This window comes from Amycolatopsis dongchuanensis (genome assembly GCF_039542405.1).
In the GTDB taxonomy this organism is placed as follows: Bacteria; Actinomycetota; Actinomycetes; order Mycobacteriales; family Pseudonocardiaceae; genus Amycolatopsis_E; species Amycolatopsis_E sacchari.
On record NZ_BAABIB010000045.1, the window covers coordinates 23,574 to 44,982 of the forward strand.

25 protein-coding genes are annotated in these 21,409 nt (G+C 70.9%); 12 read left to right on the top strand and 13 right to left on the bottom strand.

The features are described from left to right. On the top strand, positions 1–849 hold the full coding sequence (locus ABFX51_RS08340) for an aminodeoxychorismate lyase (protein WP_346053242.1): 849 nt from the start codon (positions 1–3) through the stop codon (positions 847–849). Here the strand turns inward: ABFX51_RS08340 and ABFX51_RS08345 are convergent. The 4 genes from ABFX51_RS08345 to ABFX51_RS08360 all read right to left on the bottom strand — a co-directional run bounded on the left by ABFX51_RS08345 (position 840) and on the right by ABFX51_RS08360 (position 4,370). Further along, the gene (locus ABFX51_RS08345) at positions 840–1,691 is read right to left on the bottom strand and encodes a 5-oxoprolinase subunit C family protein (RefSeq protein WP_346053244.1); all 852 of its coding nucleotides are present in this window, start codon (positions 1,689–1,691) and stop codon (positions 840–842) included. The two genes, ABFX51_RS08340 and ABFX51_RS08345, sit on opposite strands and share 10 nt — an antisense overlap. After that, complete coding sequence (gene pxpB, locus ABFX51_RS08350) at positions 1,688–2,299, bottom strand: 5-oxoprolinase subunit PxpB (protein ID WP_091506329.1); 612 nt, start codon at positions 2,297–2,299, stop codon at positions 1,688–1,690. Before pxpB ends, ABFX51_RS08345 begins: the two co-directional genes overlap by 4 nt. Beyond that, complete coding sequence (locus tag ABFX51_RS08355) at positions 2,299–2,913, bottom strand: heme-binding beta-barrel domain-containing protein (RefSeq protein WP_091506332.1); 615 nt, start codon at positions 2,911–2,913, stop codon at positions 2,299–2,301. Before ABFX51_RS08355 ends, pxpB begins: the two co-directional genes overlap by 1 nt. 137 nt (positions 2,914–3,050) lie before the next feature. Then, the gene (locus ABFX51_RS08360) at positions 3,051–4,370 is read right to left on the bottom strand and encodes a DHA2 family efflux MFS transporter permease subunit (protein ID WP_346053246.1); all 1,320 of its coding nucleotides are present in this window, start codon (positions 4,368–4,370) and stop codon (positions 3,051–3,053) included. A 45-nt stretch (positions 4,371–4,415) separates the two neighbouring features. Between ABFX51_RS08360 and ABFX51_RS08365 the strand changes: the two genes are divergently transcribed. Then, entirely contained in the window at positions 4,416–4,832 is a 417-nt protein-coding gene (locus tag ABFX51_RS08365) for a MerR family transcriptional regulator (RefSeq protein WP_091506349.1), read from the top strand. Between the two features lie 3 nt (positions 4,833–4,835). On the opposite strand, the gene ABFX51_RS08370 is transcribed toward ABFX51_RS08365, so the two are convergent. The 5 genes from ABFX51_RS08370 to ABFX51_RS08390 all read right to left on the bottom strand — a co-directional run bounded on the left by ABFX51_RS08370 (position 4,836) and on the right by ABFX51_RS08390 (position 7,952). After that, on the bottom strand, positions 4,836–5,144 hold the full coding sequence (locus ABFX51_RS08370) for a DUF1416 domain-containing protein (protein WP_091506352.1): 309 nt from the start codon (positions 5,142–5,144) through the stop codon (positions 4,836–4,838). 2 nt (positions 5,145–5,146) lie between these two features. Next, the gene (locus ABFX51_RS08375) at positions 5,147–5,986 is read right to left on the bottom strand and encodes a sulfurtransferase (protein ID WP_091506354.1); all 840 of its coding nucleotides are present in this window, start codon (positions 5,984–5,986) and stop codon (positions 5,147–5,149) included. A gap of 38 nt (positions 5,987–6,024) precedes the next feature. Then, positions 6,025–6,462 carry a DUF4395 domain-containing protein gene (locus tag ABFX51_RS08380; protein ID WP_091506356.1) on the bottom strand — a complete coding sequence of 146 codons (438 nt, stop codon included), beginning with the start codon at positions 6,460–6,462 and terminating at the stop codon, positions 6,025–6,027. A 205-nt stretch (positions 6,463–6,667) separates the two neighbouring features. Continuing rightward, positions 6,668–7,108 (bottom strand): TlpA family protein disulfide reductase, encoded by a 441-nt coding sequence (locus ABFX51_RS08385; RefSeq protein ID WP_091506359.1) that lies wholly within the window; start codon positions 7,106–7,108, stop codon positions 6,668–6,670. Positions 7,109–7,112: 4 nt separating this feature from the next. Then, on the bottom strand, positions 7,113–7,952 hold the full coding sequence (locus ABFX51_RS08390; RefSeq protein WP_245783023.1) for an LmeA family phospholipid-binding protein: 840 nt from the start codon (positions 7,950–7,952) through the stop codon (positions 7,113–7,115). 210 nt (positions 7,953–8,162) lie between these two features. On the opposite strand from ABFX51_RS08390, the gene ABFX51_RS08395 reads away from it, so the two are divergent. The 8 genes from ABFX51_RS08395 to ABFX51_RS08430 all read left to right on the top strand — a co-directional run bounded on the left by ABFX51_RS08395 (position 8,163) and on the right by ABFX51_RS08430 (position 15,754). Continuing rightward, complete coding sequence (locus ABFX51_RS08395; protein ID WP_091506361.1) at positions 8,163–8,915, top strand: response regulator transcription factor; 753 nt, start codon at positions 8,163–8,165, stop codon at positions 8,913–8,915. 13 nt (positions 8,916–8,928) lie between these two features. Further along, positions 8,929–9,828, top strand: a complete 900-nt coding sequence (mshD, locus tag ABFX51_RS08400; RefSeq protein ID WP_346053250.1) for a mycothiol synthase — start codon at positions 8,929–8,931, stop codon at positions 9,826–9,828. A gap of 210 nt (positions 9,829–10,038) precedes the next feature. Further along, positions 10,039–11,166, top strand: a complete 1,128-nt coding sequence (pstS, locus tag ABFX51_RS08405; RefSeq protein WP_346053564.1) for a phosphate ABC transporter substrate-binding protein PstS — start codon at positions 10,039–10,041, stop codon at positions 11,164–11,166. 132 nt (positions 11,167–11,298) lie between these two features. Further along, on the top strand, positions 11,299–12,243 hold the full coding sequence (gene pstC, locus ABFX51_RS08410) for a phosphate ABC transporter permease subunit PstC (protein ID WP_346053252.1): 945 nt from the start codon (positions 11,299–11,301) through the stop codon (positions 12,241–12,243). A gap of 3 nt (positions 12,244–12,246) precedes the next feature. Then, positions 12,247–13,173, top strand: a complete 927-nt coding sequence (gene pstA / locus ABFX51_RS08415) for a phosphate ABC transporter permease PstA (protein ID WP_346053254.1) — start codon at positions 12,247–12,249, stop codon at positions 13,171–13,173. Between the two features lie 11 nt (positions 13,174–13,184). After that, the gene (gene pstB, locus ABFX51_RS08420) at positions 13,185–13,961 is read left to right on the top strand and encodes a phosphate ABC transporter ATP-binding protein PstB (RefSeq protein ID WP_091506371.1); all 777 of its coding nucleotides are present in this window, start codon (positions 13,185–13,187) and stop codon (positions 13,959–13,961) included. 264 nt (positions 13,962–14,225) lie between these two features. Then, positions 14,226–15,119 carry an EamA family transporter gene (locus ABFX51_RS08425; RefSeq protein ID WP_245783040.1) on the top strand — a complete coding sequence of 298 codons (894 nt, stop codon included), beginning with the start codon at positions 14,226–14,228 and terminating at the stop codon, positions 15,117–15,119. Continuing rightward, a complete protein-coding gene (locus ABFX51_RS08430; protein WP_091506376.1) occupies positions 15,116–15,754 on the top strand; it encodes a GTP pyrophosphokinase in 639 nt (212 codons plus the stop codon). The genes ABFX51_RS08425 and ABFX51_RS08430 overlap by 4 nt, the downstream gene beginning before the upstream one ends. A gap of 220 nt (positions 15,755–15,974) precedes the next feature. Here the strand turns inward: ABFX51_RS08430 and ABFX51_RS08435 are convergent, their stop codons facing one another. Continuing rightward, positions 15,975–16,541, bottom strand: coding sequence for a TetR/AcrR family transcriptional regulator (locus ABFX51_RS08435; protein WP_177228655.1), 567 nt, complete (start codon positions 16,539–16,541; stop codon positions 15,975–15,977). 110 nt (positions 16,542–16,651) lie between these two features. Between ABFX51_RS08435 and budC the strand changes: the two genes are divergently transcribed. Both budC and ABFX51_RS08445 read left to right on the top strand, forming a co-directional pair. After that, positions 16,652–17,413, top strand: coding sequence for a meso-2,3-butanediol dehydrogenase (gene budC, locus ABFX51_RS08440; RefSeq protein WP_091506381.1), 762 nt, complete (start codon positions 16,652–16,654; stop codon positions 17,411–17,413). Positions 17,414–17,424: 11 nt separating this feature from the next. Next, positions 17,425–18,387 (top strand): alpha/beta hydrolase fold domain-containing protein, encoded by a 963-nt coding sequence (locus tag ABFX51_RS08445; protein WP_091506384.1) that lies wholly within the window; start codon positions 17,425–17,427, stop codon positions 18,385–18,387. Between the two features lie 5 nt (positions 18,388–18,392). Here ABFX51_RS08445 and ABFX51_RS08450 read toward each other — a convergent pair whose 3' ends face one another. The 3 genes from ABFX51_RS08450 to ABFX51_RS08460 are packed head-to-tail and all read right to left on the bottom strand — an operon-like array spanning position 18,393 to position 21,336. Continuing rightward, entirely contained in the window at positions 18,393–18,998 is a 606-nt protein-coding gene (locus ABFX51_RS08450) for a DAK2 domain-containing protein (RefSeq protein WP_091506387.1), read from the bottom strand. Then, positions 18,998–20,011: a dihydroxyacetone kinase subunit DhaK gene (locus ABFX51_RS08455; protein WP_091506388.1), complete on the bottom strand. Its 1,014-nt coding sequence runs from the start codon at positions 20,009–20,011 to the stop codon at positions 18,998–19,000. Before ABFX51_RS08455 ends, ABFX51_RS08450 begins: the two co-directional genes overlap by 1 nt. Then, complete coding sequence (locus ABFX51_RS08460) at positions 20,011–21,336, bottom strand: MFS transporter (protein ID WP_091506391.1); 1,326 nt, start codon at positions 21,334–21,336, stop codon at positions 20,011–20,013. Before ABFX51_RS08460 ends, ABFX51_RS08455 begins: the two co-directional genes overlap by 1 nt. Between the last annotated feature and the right edge of the window lie 73 nt (positions 21,337–21,409).

The following is a 21,409-nucleotide window of genomic DNA, read 5'->3' on the forward strand; positions in this document are numbered from 1 at the left end:
ATGCGCGTACTCGCTTTCCTCGACGGAACCCTCGCGAACCCGGAGGACCCGCACATCCGGGTCGACGACCTGAGCGTCCAGCGCGGCGACGGCATCTTCGAGACCGTGCTCGCCGTGGGCGGGCAGCCTCGGGAGCTGCGCCCGCACCTCGACCGGCTGGCCCGCTCCGCGTCGATGCTCGACCTGCCGGAGCCGGACGACGCGGCGTTCGAGCGCACGGTCCGGCTGGTGCTGGACAACTGGACCGGCGGGGACGAGTGCGCGATCAAGCTGGTCTACAGCCGCGGTGTCGACGGTGATCCCGAGGCCAAGCCCACCGCGTTCGTGCTGGCCATCCCGATCGGCGAGAAGATCAAGCAGGCCCGCGCCGAGGGTGTTTCCGTCGTGACGCTGGAGCGCGGCATCGACCCGGGGCAGGCCGAGCGCGCGCCGTGGCTGCTGCTGGGCGCGAAGTCCCTGTCCTACGCGGTCAACATGGCCGCCGGGCGCGAGGCGGCCCGCCGCGGCGCGGACGACGTGGTGTTCCTGGCGACAGACGGTTCGGTGCTCGAAGGCCCGACGTCGAACGTGATCATCGCGCGGGGCCGCACGCTGTACACGCCGCCGGCGACCATCGGCATCCTGCCCGGCACGACGCAGGCCGCGGTGTTCCGCGGCGCCGAACGGGCGGGCTGGACGACCAAGATCGAACCCCTGACGGCGGAGGACCTGCGGGACAACGACGGGCTGTTCCTGGCATCGTCCGTGCGGAAGCTGACCAGGGTGCACACGCTCGACGGCGAGCGACTGCCCGACTCCAGCGCGGTGCACGCGGAACTGGCGAAGGCGTACGAGGACGTCTACGCCTGAGCGCGGAAGCGCACGGTGGTGCCGGGGCGCGCCTGCGCGAGGGCGGGCAGCGCCCCCGGCGCCACGACCCCGATGACCGGGTAGCCCCCGGTGGTCGGGTGATCGGCGAGGAACACGACGGGCAGTCCGCTGGGCGGCACCTGGATCGCGCCGGTGATCAGGCCTTCGCTCGGCAGCTCGCCCTCGCGCGCACGCCGCAGCGGGGCGCCGTCGAGGCGCAGGCCGACGCGGTTGGATTCCGGGGTGACGGTCCACGGCACGGCCAGCTGTGCCGCCGGTTCGGCGAACCAGTCGTCACGCGGGCCCAGGTGCACGGGCACCACCAGCTCCTCCGGCGGCCGCAGCGCGGCCAGCTCGTCCTCCCCGGTGGGGATGCCCCGCGCTTCGCCCAGCGGCAGCACGTCCCCGGCCTTCAGCGGCTCGGGCCCGATGCCCGAGAGCACGTCACGGGAACGGCTGCCCAGCTCGGGTTCGACCACGATACCGCCGGAAACCGCCAGGTAGCACCGAAGTCCGGCGGAGAGCGGCGAAACTTCCAGCCGCTGCCCGGCGGTCAGGTGCACAGGCGTGTGGGAGCCGACCTCACGGCCGTCGACGGCCACCCGCACCGGCGGTCCGGTCACCGCGACCGTGCACGAGGAACCCGCGCGCACGACCATCCCGCCGAGGAGCGACTCGATCCCGGCGCAGCCCTCGTCGTTGCCGACCAGCCGGTTCGCCAGCCGCAGCGCGGGCGCGTCGAGCGCGCCGGACGGCGGCACGCCGAGGTGTGCGTGGCCCGGCCTGCCGAGGTCCTCGACGAGCGCGGCGGGGCCCGGCTCGACGATCTCGATCGTCCTCACGACGCGCTCCGGAAGCGCACGCGGTCGCCGGGCGCGAGCAACGCGGGGCGCTCCGCGCGCGGGTCGAACAACACGGTTTCGGTGTGCCCCAGCAACCGCCAGCCGCCGGGGGACGAGCGCGGGTAGACCCCGGTGAACTCGCCGGCCAGACCCACCGATCCGGCGGGCACCTTCGTCCTCGGAGTGTCCAAACGCGACTGCCGCAGGGGCTCGGGCAGCCCGGTGAGGTACGCGAAACCCGGCGCGAAACCCGTGAACGCCACGGTGTACTCGGCGCTCGTGTGCAGGCGGACGACCTCCTCGACGGAGATGCCAGCGGTTTCGGCGACCAGCGGCAGGTCCTCGCCCTCGTAGTGCACGACCAGCTCGACCTCACGCGGGTCGGCGCTCGGCGGGTGCGCCAGGTCGGCGGCCTCGACCGCCTGCCGCGCCTCCTGCAGCGCCCCGGTCCCCGGTCGCGCGACGACCAGCACCGAGCGGGCGCCCGGCACGATCTCGACGACGTCCGGCAGCCGCGCGGCGGCGACGGTCGCCCTGACCGCGCTCATCTCGCTCAGCGAACCGCACTCGACGAGCGCGGCGTGCGGCCCGTAGGGCAGCCAGCGCACTAGCCGACCACGCGCCGCAGGTAGGCGGAAACGTGCGGCTGCATCGGCTCGCCCACCATGGCCCGCTCCTCGACGTACCCGAGGTCGCCGTTGTTGACCAGGCCGTACAGCCGCTGCGCGCCGGTGACCTCCTTGGCGCTGGCCGTGCGGACCACCGCGTCGGTGCCCAGCTCCCACGAGGTCTGGTTGCGCGGCTTGCCGTAGAAGATCTCCATGATGCCGCTGGAGTGCGTGAGCAGCAGCTCGATCGTGTCGTCGGCCTGCGGGCGCCACCAGCCGACCTCGCGGGCGGCGGGACGGATCACCGCGCCCTCGTCATCGAGCAGCCACGAGCGCGATTCATGGTAGAGGAACGGCCTGCCGTCGTGCGCGATCGTGAGCTGCTGGGCGAAGCGGACCGGCTTCTCCATCGTGGAGTAGTTGATCTCGCCCTCGCCGCGCCACACGCCGACCAGCGGCAACAGCGCTAGGCAGGCGTCGTTGAGGTTCGGGCCCTGGCGCAGGTTCGCGGTGTCACCGGGGATCGGCAGGTCCTCGAACTGGGGCAGGTTGCGGTCGCGGGTACTCGCCGCCCGCTCCTCGGCGGCTTGGATCGCTTCGTCGCCGCTGCTCATGGCCTCGTCTCAGCGCTGGTCGGCGTACAGCCGGTAGATGACGTAGATCGTGAACCACACGACGGCGACACCGGCGAGCACCAGCAGGGTCGTAAAGAGAGCTTCCACGTCGAGCAGAATAACCTCCAGGAGTTCGCTCAGCCCGCCCGCACCGTGGTGGCGAGCGCCACGGTGACGATCGCGCTCGCCACGCCGGCGATCACGAACCCGGCGGCGAAGTCCGCGGTCGCCGACGCCACGGTGCCGAGGACCGCGATGCCGAGCGCGGTCCCCGTCTGCCGGGCCGTGTTCACCGTCGCCGACGCGATCCCCGACCGCTCGCGCGGCGCCGCCCCGATGGCGGCGAGGTTGGTGGGCGGCAGCGCGAGCCCCATCCCCGCGCCGAGCAGGACGAACAGGACGACGAGCACCGGGTACGACGTCGACGCGTCCAGCACCGGCAGTGCCAGCAGCGCCACCGTGCACAGCGCGTACCCGCCCAGCAGGCTCACCCGGTGCGGCAGGCGCCCGGTGAGGACCGAGGCCAGCGCCGTCGCCGACATCATCGGCAGGAACCACAGCCCCGCCTCGGTGGCCGACACGCCCCGCACGGTCTGCAGGTAGAGCGAGAGCAGGAAATATCCGCCGTAGGACGCCGCGCCGAGCACGAAGGAAGCGACGTTGACGACCGAGAAGGCCGCACGGCGGAACAACGCGACCGGCAGCATCGGCCGCGGCGACCGCCGTTCCACCGCGACGAACGCGGCGAGGCAGAGCAGCCCGGCGGCCAGGCAGCACAGCACCGTGGCATCCGCCCAGCCCGCGTGCCCCGCTTCGATCACGGCGTAGACGACCAGCCCCGTCCACGCGACGGCGAGCACCTGCCCCGCCGGGTCCAGCGCCGTGTGCTCGGGGTCGGCCGACTCCTCGATGGCCCGGCGGCCGGCGACGAGCGCGACGACGCCCAACGGCAGGTTGAGCAGGAAGATGCTGCGCCAGCCGAACGCGTCGGTCAGCGGGCCGCCCAGCAGCGGTCCGACGACGAACCCGAGGCCACCGACCAGACCGCCGATCCCGAGCATCCGGGCCCGCTCACGGGGATCCGGGAACGCCTGCGCGATGAGGGAGAGCCCGCCGGGCACGAGCACCGAGGCACCCGCGCCCTGCAGCACCCGTGCGGCGACGAGCCAGCCCGTGTCCGGGGCGAGCGCGCAACCCGCCGAGGCGAGCGTGAACACCACCAGGCCGGCGAGGAACGCCTTCTTGCGGCCGTAGCGGTCGCCCAGCGCGCCGCCGGTGAGCATGACCGTCGCGAGCGCCACCACGTACCCGTCGAGCACCCACTGGAGGCCGGCCAGCGAGCCGCCGATCGAGGGCAGTGCGAGCGTGACGACGCTCGCGTCCAGCATGGCCATGAACGTCGCGAGCAGGACGGCGACGAGCATCGCCTTCTTGGTAACGGTTTTCGTTCCAGTCATGCCGACAGCCTGGAGGCTCAAGCCGGCTTGAGGTCAACTGGACGCATGTGGTCCATCGGTGAGGTTGCCGCGAAGCTCGGGCTCGCGGTGTCGGCCCTGCGCTACTGGGACGAGCGCGGCCTCGTGCGCCCGGTCGGACGCCGGGCGGGCAAACGCGTCTACGGCGAGCCGGAGCTGCACCGGCTCGCCGTCGCGAAGCTGTTGCAGGACACGGGTTTGCTGAGCCTGGACGAGATCTCCGCGCTCCTGCACGGGCCCGGCCGCGGCGAGGACTGGCGCGCCGCCGTCCGGGGGCGCCTCGACACGGTCCGCGAGCAGCAGGCCGTCCTCGACCGGGCGGCGGACTTCCTCGAGCACTTCCTGGACTGCCCCCGCGAGGACCCGGTGGCCTCGTGCCCGGAACTGCGGGCGCTCACGGAAAAAGGCCACCGGCGCCGCGGCGCCGGTGGCCTTTCCCGATGATCGTCAGGCGACCGAGATGGCCACCTGGTGCAGGCCGGGACCCTCCGCCGTCACGGAGGCCTCACCGTTGCCCGCGCGGTGCAGCGCACGCACCTTCCAGTCGCCGGGCGCGGCGTAGAACCGGAAGTCGCCCTCCGGGGAGGCCTGGACCTCGCCCGCGAAGTCGCCGTCACCGTTGAGCAGGCGCACGTACGCGCCGCCCAGCGGGCCGTCGTTGCCGATCACCTTGCCGGCCACCACGACCTGGCCCTGGGTGTCGATGTCCGCGGGCGTCGCCGTCTGGACCGGCGCGCCGCAACCGTCAGCACTCATCGTCACTTCCCCGTTCCGGTCTCGATCGGCACGCCGACGAGCGAGCCGTACTCCGTCCACGAACCGTCGTAGTTCTTCACGTCCGGCAGGCCCAGCAGCTCGTGCAGCGCGAACCAGGTGTGGCTGGAGCGCTCGCCGATGCGGCAGTAGGCGATGGTCGCCTTGGACGTGTCCAGCCCCGCCTCGCTGTACAGCTCCTTCAGCTCCTCGGCGGACTTGAAGGTGCCGTCCTCGTTGGCGGTCTTGGCCCACGGCACGTTCAGCGCCGACGGGATGTGGCCGCCGCGCTGCGCCGACTCCTGCGGCAGGTGCGCCGGGGCCAGCAGCTTGCCGGAGAACTCGTCGGGCGAGCGCACGTCGACCAGGTTCTTCGTGCCGATCGCGTCGACGACCTCGTCGCGGAAGGCGCGGATCGAGGTGTCCGGCTCCTTCGCGGTGTACGTGGTGCGCTCGCGCTTGACCTCGTCGGTGGTCAGCTCGCGGCCGTCGAGCTCCCACTTCTTGCGGCCGCCGTCGAGCAGCTTGACCTTGTCGTGGCCGTAGAGCTTGAAGTACCAGTACGCGTACGCGGCGAACCAGTTGTTGTTGCCGCCGTACAGGACCACCAGGTCGTCGTTCGAGATGCCCTTCTCGGACAGCAGCGCCTCGAAACCGGCGCGGTCCACGAAGTCGCGGCGCACCGGGTCCTGCAGCTCGGTCTTCCAGTCGATCTTGACGGCACCGCGGATGTGGCCACCGTCGTAGGCGGTCGTGTCCTCGTCCACCTCGGCGAAGACCACGCCGGGGGTGTCCAGGTTCTCCTCGGCCCACTGCGTCGTGACCAGGACGTCTTCACGGCTCATTTGAGCGGACTCTCTTTCTTCTTCTCTTGGGTGGACTGTTAGGACGCTTGACGGGCCGACGGGGCGACCCGCCGGAACAGCAGGTACACCTCGCAGCCGAGGCAGAAGTTGAACGCCGCGTTCAGGAACGCCGCGAGCAGGGCGAACGCCGTCGCGACGATGCCCAGCACGGTCACCCCCGACGCGTAACCGATCGTGCCGACCAGCGCGAACACGAACCCGACGGTCTGCGCGAACCGCAGCGGCGCCGCGTCCTCGCGCTCGCTCGTCGGAGCCAGCCGCGGCGCGACGAGGTAGCGGTAGAGGACCGAGTACGGCGCGGGTTTGAGGCCGACGAACGCACCGATCGCGAACACGACCGTCTGCGCCGCGAGCAGCGGCCACCAGCCGGTGACCAGCACGACGGCGAGGACGACGGTGGTGACGGCGGCGGCGAACCGCGGACCGCGGGGATCGACTGCTGGGCCTGCTGACATCGGACCTCCCGGACGAGCGCGCACGCGCGCGAGTGGAACGGACTGCGGAACCGGGGGTGGACGAGCCGCTTCAGGCGGGACTCGTCGTCAGAAGTGACACAGGCTGCTGCGCACGCGGCAGAGGTCCACCGCGCGACGTTGCGTCAGCAGGGTCGTCGTCACGCCGTTCAGAGTACCCAGCGCGTCCTCCTGCTGGGAACCACGTTCACTGGGTGGGACGGCTTGACGCGGCGGGAAGGTGCTCTTCCAGGGCTTCCAGCACCGCGGGGCCCTTGGGCACCCCGCTGATGCGGAGCAGCTCCTTCCCAGCGGGTGAGAAGGCGAGCGTGGTCGGGGTGCGCAGCACGCCGAGCGCCTGCGCGACCTCCGGCTGGTCCGTCACGTCCAGCTCGACGTGACGCAGGCCGTCCGTGCGCTCCGCGAGCGGCTCCAGCACGGCCTTCGTGTGGCGGCACGGCGCGCAGAACGTGGTGGAGATCTGCACGAGGGTGACCGCGGCGTCCGGGTCGAGCGCGTCCGCGACCGGGCCGGGCAGCGCCCGCTCGGTCTCCTTCGCGGCCCCGATCCGGCCGTTGCGCGCCTTGAGCACCGCCCCGGCGACCCCGCCGAGCACCAGTACCCCCAGCACGACCCAGACGCCGACCATCAGCTCACCTTCCCGCCGTGGCCCCGCTGAACTTCACGTTCTTCGCCTCGCCCTTGATCGTCACCGAACCGCTGTTCACCTGGACCGCCGTCGGGGTCACCTCGAACGGCAGGCTGCCGGTGTCGATGCTCGCCTTGAACTCGGGCAGCAGAGCCTTCTGCACTGACTGGGGAACGACCGTCGTCTCCTTGTCATTCCCGTACTGCAGCCGTTCCGGCACGATGTCGATCTGCGTGCCGTGCAGCTCGATGAGCGCGAAGCAGAAGATCTCCAGCTCCTGCCCGGCGATCTGGACGGTGCCGGAGACCCGGATGCCCGCCCTCGACTTGTCCTGCTCCTCGGCCTGCCGCGTCTCCTGGTCGGTGCTGTCCTGCCCGGTGCGCACGTACTCGATGCTCGACGGTTCGATGCGCAGGTCCTGGATCTTGGTCAGCGGGTCGATCCGCGCCAGGTCGCTGGCCTTGATCGTGACCTGCGCCTCCAGCTGCCCGATGGTGATCGCGTCGGTGTTGCCGTTCACCAGGTCCGACAGCGGCGCGGCGACGTCCCTGAGCTCGGCGTTGACGCCGACGTCCTGCAGGTCCTTGATCGGCACGCCGGACGCGGACAGCGAGATGTGGCGGTAGTCCCCGCCCAGCGCCTGCGTGGTGAAGGGGAACCCGTGGATCGTCACGGACGGGTCGTCGGTCAGCTGCAGCTGCTCGCGCGCCTTCTGCGACACCGTGTGCTCCGCGAACGCCGCGAGCCCGAAGTCGGCCCCGACCAGCAGTGCGGCCAGCACGACGAGGCTGATGACGATCCGGCGCGCCCGCCGGCCGCGGCGGTTGCCCGCGGCCGGTGACACGGTGCGATCCTGGGTTCCAGGCCTGCTCACTCTACGTATCCGATCTGTCGGAAGACTGCTCTTCGCGCCACTCGACGATATGGGTCCCCAGTGTGACGTCAGTGTGACGAGCACGGCAGGGGGGAGGTGTTCCGGCTGTTCGCCAGTTACTCTTGTCGAACACCGACCGGGGGCGCCCAAGGCTACGATCTATCAGAAGGCGGTGCGGCGATGAGCCTGGACCTGCTCGTTCTCACTCCGGAGGCGGACGCCACCTCAGTGCTGCCGGCCCTGGACCTGCTGCCCCACACCGTACGCGTGCGGGCACCGGAAGTCACAGCACTCCTGGATGCCGGGCACCGCGACGTGATCCTGCTGGACGCGCGCACCGATCTCGCCTCGGCCAAGAGCCTGTGCCGGCTGCTCAAGGGCACCGGCGAGGAGGAGGCGGGCACCCCGATCATCGCCGTCGTCGGCGAGGGCGGGCTGGTCGCGGTCAGCGCCGAGTGGCGCACCGACGACATCCTGCTGCCCACCGCGGGCCCCGCCGAGGTGGACGCCCGGCTGCGGCTGGCCACCACGCGGGACGGCGGGGCGACCCAGGTCGACGCCGAGCTGCGGGTCGGTGAGCTGGTCATCGACGAGGCCACCTACACCGCGCGGCTGCGCCGGCGCACGCTCGAACTGACCTACAAGGAGTTCGAGCTGCTCAAGTACCTCGCCCAGCACGCCGGCCGCGTGTTCACCCGCGCCCAGCTGCTGCAGGAGGTCTGGGGCTACGACTTCTTCGGTGGCACGCGGACGGTCGACGTGCACGTCCGGCGGCTGCGCGCGAAGCTCGGCCCCGAGCACGAGCAGATGATCGGCACCGTGCGCAACGTCGGCTACAAGTTCGAGCGGCCCGCGAAGGGCGCGCCGAAGCCGGGTGTCGCGTCGCTGTCGTTCGACGCCACGGATCTGCCGAGCGAGGTCTCCGCGCAGTAGTAGCGTCGGACCCGTGCTGAACCTGGTGTGGGCCGACGAACTCGACGAAACCGCCGTGCGCGAGGTGCGTGAGCTGCTGCTCGCCGCCCGCCGGGCCGACGGGCGCCCGGAGGTCGACGCCGAGGGCCCGCTGCCCGGCGAGTTCTCCGGTGGTCTGCACCTGCTGGGCCGTCTCGACGGCCGGCCGGCGGGCTACGCGCACCTCGACACCGCGGGCGACTCGTTCGGCCGCCAGGTGGCGGAGCTGATCGTCCACCCGGAGCTGCGGCGGCGCGGCGTGGGCACCCGGCTGACCGAAGCGCTCGTCGCCAAGGCGGGCACGGCGGAGCTGCGCGTGTGGGCGCACGGCGACCACCCGGCGGCGGCCAGGATCGCCGAGCACGTGGGTCTGCGCCGGGCACGTGAACTGCTGGTGCTGCACACCGAGGTCCGCGACTGGCCGGAACCCTCGTTGCCCGGAGGCGTCGCGGTGCGCACGTTCGTACCGGGGCAGGACGAGCAGGCCGTCATCGACGTCAACGCCCGTGCCTTCGACTGGCACCCCGAGCAGGGCGCGCTGACCGTCGCCGAGCTGCGCGCCACCGAGGCCGAGGACTGGTTCGACCCGGCCGGTTTCTTCCTCGCCGAGCGTGACGGGCGGGTCATCGGCTTCCACTGGACGAAGGTGCACCCGGCCGATCCGAACCAGTTCGACGGCGAGCCCGTCGGGGAGGTCTACGTCGTCGGTGTCGACCCGGCGGCGCAGGGCGGTGGACTGGGCAAGGCGCTGACGCTGGCCGGGCTGCGCCACCTGAGGGACCGCGGGCTGAAGCACGTCATCCTCTACGTCGAAGGTGACAATGCGCCAGCACTCGCCGTGTACCAGCGGCTCGGGTTCACCCGGTTCGCTGTAGACGTCCAATACGGACGGTGACCGCATCGCGGAGCGGGTTAACGCCACGCCAACGAGCCGTCACGGTCGGCAAACCCGCTGGTCACAGCTAGGACACGAGAGCCTCGCGGTGGTGCACACCACGCGGTTCCGGCCCCCTTGTTCACTTTGCGTTCACCTGTTCACGGCCACCCGGCCACCCTGTCTGCCTAGTGTCCGTTTCGGAATGCTCAGACAGCGGAGGACATGACAGTGAAGATTCTGCGGCCCATGGGCGCCGTCGGCATCGTGGCGAGCGCGGCCCTCGCTCTTGCGGCGTGCAGCTCCGACCCGGCGGCGAACAACAGCGGCGCCCAGACCTCCGGCGCGGCCACCGCCCCGACCGGCACCGCGCAGGTGGCCTGCGGCGGCAAGACCCCCCTCTCCGGAGAGGGCTCGACCGCCCAGAAGACCGCGATGGACGTCTTCGCCCAGCAGTACGCCAAGGCGTGCTCGGGCCAGGTCGTCAACTACAACGCGACCGGCTCCGGCGCCGGCGTGCGGCAGTTCAACGCCAAGCAGGTCGACTTCGGCGGTTCTGACTCGGCGCTGTCGGGCGCCGACGTGGACGCGGCGAAGACCCGCTGCGACGGCAACCCGGCGTGGAACCTGCCGATGGTCGTCGGCCCGATCGCGATCGCCTACAAGCTGGACGGCGTCCCCTCGCTGACCCTGACGGGCGAGCTCGCCGCCAAGATCTTCAACGGTCAGATCAAGACCTGGGACGACCCCGCGCTCAAGGCGGCCAACCCCGGCGTGAACCTGCCCAGCAAGCCGATCCAGGTGGTCTCGCGCTCGGACGAGTCGGGCACGACCGACAACTTCCAGCACTACCTGGCCGCCGCCGGCAAGGGCGCGTGGACCCAGGGCACCGGCAAGGCCTTCAAGGGCGGCGTCGGCAACGGTGCGGCCCAGTCGAACGGCGTCGCTTCGGCCGTCCGCGCGGCCGACGGCGCGATCGGCTACGTCGAGTCCTCCTACGTCAAGGACGGCCTGACCGCGGCGAAGATCGACAGCGGCTCCGGCGCGGTCGAGCTGACCCCGTCCAACGTCGGCAAGGCGCTCGACGCGGCCGTGTTCAAGGCGCCCGGCACCAACGACCTGGCGATGGACCTCGACAAGATCTACGCCGCCAACACCCCGGGTGCGTACCCGCTGCTGCTGGCGACCTACGAGATCGTCTGCTCGAAGGGCTACGACGCCGAGACCACCAAGGCGCTCAAGGCGTTCCTGACGGTCGCGGCCACCACGGCGCAGCAGCCGATCGCGGACAAGGGCTTCGTGCCGCTGCCGCAGAGCCTGCAGGACAAGGTGCTGACCGCGGTCAACGCCATCTCCTGAGGTACTCCGGCCACCAGGACCGAAGAAAAACTCGATGAGCGAGGCAATCGCGACGCGGACGCCCACCGGTGACCCCGGTGGGCGTCCGTCGTCGTCCCTAGACCCCCGGAGGCCACGATTTCGGCGCAACCAGTGACTCAGAGCCGGACCAAGGTCCGGCCGGGCGATCGCATCTTCAAGAACCTGACCACGGGCGCCGGCGTCCTCGTCGTGGCGCTGATCGGGCTGATCGGCATCTTCCTGCTCGTGCAGGCCATCCCCGCGCTGTCCGCGGACAACGTCAACTTCCTGACCGCGCGCGTCTGGGAGACCGGTGACCCGAGCAACCTGCGGTTCGGCATCCTGGACCTGCTGCTGGTCACGATCTACAGCTCGATCGTGGCGCTGGTGTTCGCGATGCCGATCTCGCTGGGCATCGCGTTGTTCCTGACGCAGTACGCGCCGCGCCGGCTCGCCCGGCCCTTCGCGTACATCATCGACCTGCTCGCCGCGGTGCCGTCGATCATCTTCGGTCTGTGGGGCATCCTCGTGCTCGCGCCGGTGCTCTCGCCGGTCTCCCAGTGGATCAACGACGTCTTCGGGTTCATCCCCGTCTTCGGCACCGGCAACGTGTACCCGAACTTCTCGGGCACGATCTTCACCGCGGGCATCGTGCTCGCGGTGATGCTGCTGCCGATCATCACGTCGCTGTCCCGCGAGGTGTTCGAGCGCACCCCGGTCGCGCACATCGAGGGCGCGCTGGCGCTCGGCGCGACCCGGTGGGAGGTCATCCGCACCACGGTGCTGCCGTTCGGCAAGGCCGGGTACATCGGCGCGTCGATGCTGGGCCTCGGCCGCGCGCTCGGCGAGACGATCGCCGTCACGGTGATCCTGTTCATCCCGCGGGGCGGGCACTTCGACTGGTCGATCTTCGACGGTGGCGCGACGTTCGCCTCGCAGATCGCCACCAACGCGAGCGAGTTCAACAACCCGACGTCGGCGGGGGCGTACATCGCATCCGGTCTGGTGTTGTTCGTGCTCACCTTCGCGGTGAACTTCGCCGCGCGGGCGATCATCGGCGACAAGAAGGGCGACTGAGGCATGACGAGCACGCTCTCCGAGACCGAGCGGCCGGCACTGTCCCCGGCCTTCCAGCAGATCAGCCTCGGGCGGAAGGTCCGCAACGGCCTGGCCACGGTGCTGGTCTGGCTGTCGTTCCTGATCGCCGTGGTGCCGCTCGTGTGGGTGCTCTACACGGTGATCGCGAACGGCATCAAGCGCATCCCCTACTCGAACTGGTGGTCCCAGGACTTCGGCTCGGTCCTGTCCGACGAGGTCGGTGGTGGCGTGCTGCACGCCATCATCGGCACGCTGGAACAGGGACTGGTGTGCGCGGTCATCGCGGTCCCACTCGGCCTGCTGGTCGCGATCTACCTGGTCGAGTACGGCCGGGGCGGCAGGCTGGCCAAGGTCACCACGTTCATGGTCGACATCCTCTCCGGTGTCCCGTCGATCGTGGCCGCGCTGTTCATCTACGCGCTGTGGATCACCACGCTGGGCCTGCCGCGCAGCGGGTTCGCCGTGTCGCTGGCGCTGGTGCTGCTGATGATCCCGGTGGTCGTGCGGTCGGCGGAGGAGATGCTCCGCATCGTCCCCGACGACCTGCGTGAGGCCTCGTACGCGCTGGGCGTGCCGAAGTGGAAGACGATCATGAAGATCGTGCTGCCCACGGCGTTGTCCGGCATCATCTCCGGCATCATGATGGCGCTCGCCAGGGTCATGGGCGAGACCGCTCCGCTGCTGGTGCTGGTGGGGTACTCGGCCTACGTGAACTGGGACCTGTTCAACCACGAGCAGGCCGCCCTGCCGCTGCTGATGAACAACGAGCGGGCGACCAACAGCATGGAACCCGGCAGCGTCGGGTTCGACCGCATCTGGGGTGCCGCGCTGACGCTGGTCCTCATCATCGCCCTGATCAACCTCGTCGCCACGGTGGTCTCCCGCCTGGTCGCACCGAAGAAGAAGTGAGCTGATCCGCCATGGCAAAGCGAATCGACGTCAAGGATCTGAACATCTACTACGGCAAGTTCCACGCCGTGGACAACGTCACGCTGTCGGTGCCGCCGCGGAGCGTCACGGCGTTCATCGGTCCGTCGGGCTGCGGCAAGTCGACCGTGCTGCGCACGCTCAACCGGATGCACGAGGTGATCCCCGGCGCCCGGGTGGACGGCGAGGTCCTGCTGGACGGGGAGAACATCTACGCGGCGAACGTGGACCCGGTGCAGGTGCGCCGCACGATCGGCATGGTGTTCCAGCGCCCCAACCCGTTCCCCACGATGTCCATCCGGGACAACGTGGTGGCGGGGCTGAAGCTCGCCGGCACGAAGAACCGCAAGCAGCTCGACGAGATCGCCGAGCGGGCGCTGCGGGGCGCGAACCTGTGGAACGAGGTCAAGGACCGGCTGAACAAGCCGGGCGGCGGCCTGTCCGGCGGGCAGCAGCAGCGCCTGTGCATCGCCCGCGCCATCGCCGTGCGGCCGGACGTGCTGCTGATGGACGAGCCGTGCTCGGCGCTGGACCCGATCTCGACGCTCGCGATCGAGGACCTGATCGGTGAGCTGAAGAAGGACTACACGATCGTCATCGTCACGCACAACATGCAGCAGGCCGCTCGCGTGAGCGACCAGACGGCGTTCTTCAACCTCGCCGGCATCGGCCAGCCCGGGCGGCTGGTCGAGCTGAACGACACGGAGAAGATCTTCTCCAACCCCAACGAGAAGGCCACCGAGGACTACATCTCGGGCCGCTTCGGCTGAGCCGATGGGAAAGGCCCCTGGAACCGTTGGGCACTCACGGTTCCAGGGGCCTTTTCACGTTCGGTGGCCGGTACGGCGGTCGCCTCTCGGCGAAAGGTCCGAACAGGGCTCCAGCCGGGCTGGTATTCCCTGACGGCGAAATGGTGAGGCCCGGGGGACACGGACCGCACCGACCGCCTCGTACAACCACGGGTGCGGGAGGGATATTCCGGTGCGGGAACTGTCGTACCCCCCGGCTACCGTCGTGGTGTGGTTTCGGTGAACGTGAACGAATTCGGCAATCCAGTGCCGCGGGCGCGGCCGCTCGCGATCGCGGCCCGGGCGCTGGGCGCGGTACCGCCGCCGCTGCAGATCCTGGTGGGGATCGTCAGCGTGCAGGTGGGCGCGTCGCTGGCGAAACAGCTCTTCACGGTCGCCGGTGCCGCGGGCACCGTCGCCCTGCGGTTGTTCTTCGCCGCGCTGGTGCTGCTGCTCGTGTGGCGGCCCGCGGTGCGGCTCGGCCGCCGCGGGTGGCCGGTGGTGCTCGCGTACGGCGTCGTGCTCGGGTTGATGAACCTCAGCTTCTACCAGGCGCTCGCCCGCATCCCGCAGGGCATCGCGGTCACCATCGAGTTCCTCGGCCCGCTCGCGGTGGCGCTGGCCGGGTCCCGCCGCCTGGTCGACGCGCTGTGGGCGTTGCTCGCCGCGGGTGGGGTGGTGCTGCTCGCCGAGACGCGGGGCGACCTGTCGCTGGCCGGCCTGCTGTTCGCGCTCGCGGCCGGCGCGTGCTGGGGCCTGTACATCCTGCTCAGCGCGGCGCTCGGGAAGCGCACGACGGAGGGCAACGGGCTCGCGCTCGGCATGGCCGTCGCCGCGATGGTCGCGATGCCGGTCGGTGTCGTGGAGACGGGCGCGAAACTGCTGTCGCCGTGGATCCTGGTCATCGGGCTCGCGGTGGCGCTGCTGTCGTCGGTGATCCCGTACTCGCTGGAGCTGGAGGCGCTGCGCCGCATCCCGCCGCGGGTGTTCGGCGTGCTGATGAGCCTCGAACCGGCGGTCGCCGCGCTGGCCGGGCTCGTCGTGCTCGGCGAATCCCTGCACCCGCCGCAGTGGGTCGCGTTGTGCTGCGTCGTCGCCGCCTCGATAGGGGCCACGCGCTCGCATAAGCTGGCGGGGTGACCGTCCTCGACGACCTCGACCAACCCCATGCCGCCGCGGTGCTGCGTGACCTGCGCCGGGAGCTGATGGTCTACAAGTTTGCGGTCGACGAGCTGATGACGAAGCTGCGCATCCTGTCCGAGGAGTTCGACTTCGCCCACCAGCACGACCCGATCGAGCACATCACCAGCCGGGTCAAGCAGCCCGAGGCGATCCTGCGCAAGCTCCAGCGCAAGGGGCACGCACCGGGCATCGAAGCGATCCGCGAGCACATCGAGGACGTCGCCGGGATCCGCGTGGTGTGCCCGTTCGTGCCGGACGTGTACATGGTCGCGCGGATGCTCGGGCAGCAGGACGACGTGGAGATCGTCCGCACGAAGGACTACATCGCCGAGCCGAAGCCCAACGGGTACCGCAGCCTCCACCTGATCGTGCGCATCCCGGTGTTCCTGTCCGACCGGGTCGAGAAGGTCAAGGTCGAGATCCAGATGCGCACGATCGCGATGGACTTCTGGGCCGCCGTGGAGCACGAGCTGTTCTACAAGTACGACGGCGAAGCCCCTGACGACTTCGCCGAGGAACTCCGCGCCGCCGCGGTCACGGCCGCCGATCTCGATAGCCGGATGACCGCGCTCCACCAGCGCATCCGCCGGTAGCGCGTGGGTTGTGCCCCAGTCGCGCACCGCCCGGCGGAGCAGCTTCTCGGTCAGGTATCCATTCGACGATGATTCCTGCCGCTCGTCTTTCGGCATCGCCGTAGCCGCCTGAGGTACGTCCGAGAGACGACCGGCTCCAGCGGGCCGACCAGCGAACGTCGGGAGTTCAGTCGGGGTAGAACTCCAACAGTCAGTGTCGAACCGTTGGGCATGCGGCCCGTCACTTCAGCGCGTTCGCGGCCAGCCGCAGGTCGGTGAAGGCGCGGTCGAGGTGGGTGTGCAGGTCGTCGGTGCGGTCGGCGCCCCAGCGGCGGACGGCGATCGCGTACGTGTCCATGCCCACCTGGGCGCACAGGGCCGCGAGCGGACCGGCGACGCCGCGGGCCACGAGTGCGTCGGTGAGGGCCGCGACCAGTGCCGCGGTCTTGGCCAGCGCCCGTTCCTGCAGGGCTGGGGTGGCGGCGATGACCGGCGCGCGCCGTTCGGTGACGGGGAGGTTGCGTTCGATCAGCGGCACGGCCTGGTGGAACGCGGCGCGCAGGGTGGGCAGCGGTTTGGTGCCGGCGGGCACCGCCGCGACCGCGCCGGTGAGCAGGTCCCGCAGCTCCGCCTCACCGTCGAAGAAGACCTCGCGCTTGTCGGCGAAGTGGCGGAAGAACGTTCGCTCGGTGACCCCGGCGCGGGCCGCGATGTCCCCCGCGGTGGTCTTGTCGTAGCCGCGCTCCAGGTACAGCTCGAGCGCCGCCTCCTGGAGCCGCAGCCGCACTTCTTCCCCGTTCCGTGGCACGGTTCCGACCCTACCTCAGCGACAGTCGCTGTCACTACCTTGCGTCAGTGACTGTCGATCTGTACCGTCAGTTTCTGACAGTTCTGAGTCAGTAACTGACAGGGGAATCCATGGAACAACGCTTCACCGGCAGGACGGTCGTCGTCACCGGCGCCAGCTCCGGCATCGGCGCCGGGATCGCCCGCCGGTTCGCGGCCGAAGGGGCCAACCTCGTCCTTGCCGCACGGCGCGAGGACCGGCTGAAGGCGCTCGCCGCCGAAATCGGGGCCGACCGCGCGCTCCCGGTCGCCACCGACGTGACCAGCCAGGACGACGTCCAGGCGATGATCGACGCCGGTGCGGGCCGCTTCGGCGGCATCGACGTCCTGGTGTCCAACGCCGGGTTCGGCCTCGCGAAGGACTTCGAGGAGACCACGCCCGCGGACTGGCGGCTGATCATGGTCACCGACGTCGACAGCTGCTTCTTCGGCGCGCAGGCGGCGCTGCCGCACCTGAAGGAGAGCCGCGGCAGCATCGTCCAGATCGCCTCCGCGTCCGGCCTCGGCGGCGACCGGCGCCTCACCGCCTACAACACGGCCAAGGGTGCGGTCGTCAACCTCACCCGCGGGCTCGCGTTCGACCTCGGCCGGTTCGGGATCCGCGTGAACACCGTCGCCCCGGCGCTGACACTCGAAGAGGGCGTGGCGGCGGAGTACGCGGGGCTGGTCGAAGCCTTCAACCAGCGCCGGGCGCTCACCGGTTTCAGCACCCCGGCCGACGTCGCCGCCGCGGTCGCCTTCCTGGCCTCGCCCGACGCCCGGTTCGTCACCGGCACCACCCTGCCCGTGGACGGCGGCATCACCGCCGGCAGCGGGCAGCCCTCCGTCTTCTGAAAGGACCTCCCATGCCCGGCGCCCACGACGCGCTCGACCCCGAACTCGCCACCGCGTTCGCCGCACTGCCCAAGGCCGCGAACGGCACCCTGCTCCAACTCTCCGACATCGCCGGCCTGCGCGCGCAGCACCGTGCGGCACTCGCCCAGCGGCCGCCGACCCCACCCGACCCGCGGATCACGATCGAAAGCCTGCGGATCCCCAGGGACGACCGGACCGAGCTGGAGGTGGTCCTGTACCGCCCGTCCGGCGCCGAAGGCATCCTCCCGGCGCTGGTCTGGTTCCACGCCGGCGCCCAGGTCCTGGGCGACAACGCCCGCGACGACGACGCCTACCACACGACGCTGGCGCTGGAGCTCGACTGCGTCCTGGCCGCCGTCGTCTACCGGCTCGCGCCGGAAACGCAGGCTCCCGGCGCCGCCGAGGACGGCTACCTGGCCTACACCCACCTCGTCGAGCACGCCGCCGAACACCGGATCGACCCGCGGCGGATCGCGCTCGCCGGGGCCAGTGGCGGCGGAGCGCCCGCGGCCGCCACCGCGCTCATGGTGCGCGACCGGGGCGCCCAGCCGCCGTGCTCGCTGTCGCTGCTCTACCCGATGCTCGACGACCGCCTCGAAGCGCCGTCGATCTCCGAGGCCGGCTCCGAAGTGGTCTTCGCCCGCCCGGACATCGGGCTCGCCTGGGCCGCGGTCCTGGGCGAGCGGTTCGGCACGGACGACGTGCACCCGTACTCAGCCCCCGGCCGGGCCACCGACCTCACGGGCCTGCCGGACACCTTCGTCGCGCTCGCCCAGTTCGACCTGCTGCGGGACGAAGGCCTCGACTTCGCCCGCGGGCTGATCGCCGCCGGGGTACCGGTGGACCTGCACGTCTACGCCCGTGCCTTCCACGCCTGGGACCGCTTCGCACCGGCGTCGGCGCTGACCCGCTCCTTCGAACGGACCTGGCACACGTTCCTCCGCCGCTGGTAAGGGTTTCAGCCCAGCGGGGAGGGGAGGTCGGCGTCCGGCTCCGCCACCGTCGCGACCGCCCAGAACAGCAGGGCGATCCCCACAGCGCCCGGGTCCGGCTCGCCCTTGACCCGCTCGCCGACGTAGCTCGCCCGGCCCATCCGCGCCCGCAGTTCACCGGTGCGGGCCGCGCCTTCGGCCGCCGCCTTCGCCGCCGTGGCGAAGCCCCCGGACTCGAGGGCCTCGACGGCCGGGGCGAGCGCGTCGACCAGCGTCCGGTCGCCGACCTGCGCCTCCCCGACCCGCTGGATCGCGGCGAGCCCGGCGGCGGCGCCCGCCCGGAACGCCGCCACCGGCTCGGCCTCGCGGTCCAGTGCGTGCGCCAGCTCGGTGAACAACAGGCCCAGCAACGGGCCGCTGGTGCCGCCGACCTCGTCGAGGAACACCTCCCCGAGCGCGCCGAACGCGCTGCTCCCGCCGGCGTCGAACCGCGCGACGGCCTCGCGGACGCCACCGCGCAGGTTGTCACCGAAGTCGCCGTCCCCGCTGCGCTGGTCGAGCCTGGTCAGCTCGCCGTGTGCGTCCTCCACCACCTGCGCGAACCGGCGCAGCACGCTCTCCTGGTCGAACATCACGCGGTCTCCTCGGTCGTCCTTGGGAAGGCCGGGGTGATCGCCGGCGCCGCCCACCACTGCCGCCATTCCGGCTGGAGCCTGGTCAGGGTCAGCGAAAACCCGGCCATGTCGAGCGCCGGGACGAACGTGCCGACAAGCCCACCCGCCTGGCGCAGCCCACGTCGTTCAAGGCCTGCGGCGACGAGGTCCTGCAGCACGTACAGCTCCAGCAACGTGGTCCCGCCCAGCCCGTTGACCACGACGACCACGTCGTCCGGCCCCTCGGGCAGGCCCGCCACGAGCTGGTCCAGCAGCTGCTCGACCAGCTCCTCCAGCGGCGGCCGGGGCACCGTCTTCTGCGCCCGCTCGCCGTGGATGCCCACGCCGAACTCCAGCTCACCGGCGTCGAGCGCGAAGGACGGTTCACCGGTGTGCGGCGAGGTTTGCGCCCGCGAAGCGACGGCGAGACTGCGCGACGCCGCCGCGAACTCCGCACCCAGCGAGGCCAGTTCGTCCAGCCCGAGCCCGGTGTCGGCGGCCGCCCCGAGCAGTTTCTCCACGACGACCGTCGCACCCGTGCCACGCCGCCCGGTGGCGGTCTCGGCCGACTCCGTGGCGAGGTCGTCGTCCACCAGCACGCGGCGGACCTCGATGCCTTCCAGGCGCAGCCGCTCCGCCGCGATGCCGAAGTTGATCCGGTCGCCCGTGTAGTTCTTCACCACGTGGATCACGCCGTCGGGCCCCGCGGCCTTGCGACTGGCCTCCAGCACCTGCTTGTTGTGCGGCGAGGCGAAGATCTTGCCCGGCGCCACCGCGTCGAGCATCCCGCGGCCGAGGAACCCGGCGTGCAGCGGCTCGTGCCCGGACCCGCCGCCCGACACGAGCCCGACGCGGCGGCCCGGGTTCCGGTGCCGCGCCACGAGGTGCGCCGGCTTCTCGTGCAGCTCCACGAGGTCCGCGTGCGCGCGGGCGAACCCGCGCAGCGCCGCCGGGACGGGATCACCGTCGGCGGGGTGGAAGGGCAGGGGCATCAGACGTTCTCCTTGGACAGGTTCTCCGCCGTGGGCGAGTACCGCGCTTCTCCCCACTTCAGGCGGCTCGCGGCGAGCGAGGACAACACGGCGATCCCGATCGCGTAGACCACCAGCCAGGTCCAGTGCCCGCCGCCCGCGGCGAGCAGCGCCGTACCGAGCAGCGGGGCGAGCCCGCCGCCGAGCGTCGCGCCGACCTGCTGCGTGACCGAGAGGCCGGTGTAGCGCACCGCGACGGGGTACAGGTTGGCGAACAGCGCGGCCTGCGCGCCGTACATCGCCCCGTGCCCGATCCCCAGGCCGAGGGTCGTGGCCAGGATCATCAGCGGCAGGTTACCCGTGGCGATCATGAGGAAGAACGGAATCGCCAGTACCACCTGGAAGAGTGCACCGCCGATGTAGACCTTGCGCCGCCCGATCCGGTCCGACAGCGCCCCGAACAGCGGCAACGTCAGGCATTCCACGGCACACGCGACGAGCACGGCCAGCAGCGCCGGACCGCGCGGGTGACCCAGTTCCGTGGTGACGTAGGCGATCGCGACCACGTAGTAGACGTTGAACAGCCCGCTCTCGGCGATCTTCGCGATGATCGACAGGACGACGCGCCCGGCGTGGTTGCCGAACAGCTCCTTCACCGGCAGCGTGCGCACCTCGCGCTCGGCCCGCGCCTTGACGAACTCCGGGCTTTCGCTGACCCGCGTGCGGATGTACACGCCGAGCAGGATCAGCACGATGCTGGCCAGGAACGGCAGCCGCCACGCCCACGACTCGTACGCGCCCTCGGGCAACGCGGCGTCGAGCAGCGTCACGAGGCCGACGGGCAGCAGCACCCCGGCGGGCGTTCCGATGTGGACCAGCGACGTGTAGAACCCCTGCTTCTTCGCGGGGCTGTATTCGAGCGCCATCAGCACGCCGCCGCCGTACTCGCCGCCCATGCCGACGCCTTGCAGGAGGCGGATCACGACGAGCAGGATCGGCGCCCAGATCCCGATGGTCTCGTAGGAGGGCAGCAGGCCGACGGCGAACGTGCCACCGCCCATCAGGATCATCGTGGTGATCAGGACGGTCTTGCGGCCCAGCTTGTCGCCGTAGTGGCCGAAGACCAGCCCGCCGAGCGGGCGCGCGAGGTACCCGACGAAGAACGTGGCGAACGCGGCGAGCGTGCCGACGATCGCGTTCCCGGCGGGGAAGAAGATCTTGTTGAACACGAGCGCGGCGGTCGTCGCGTACAGCGTGAAGTCGTAGTACTCGACCGTCGTGCCCAGGGCGCTGGCCCACACGACTCTCTTGACGGGGGTCCCGTCCGCTTTCCCTGGAGCAGTCATCGGCACTTCCTCGTACCCGGTGGTCATCTGGCTGACGAGGCGCTAATGTATCAGATACTAGATTTCAAACAAG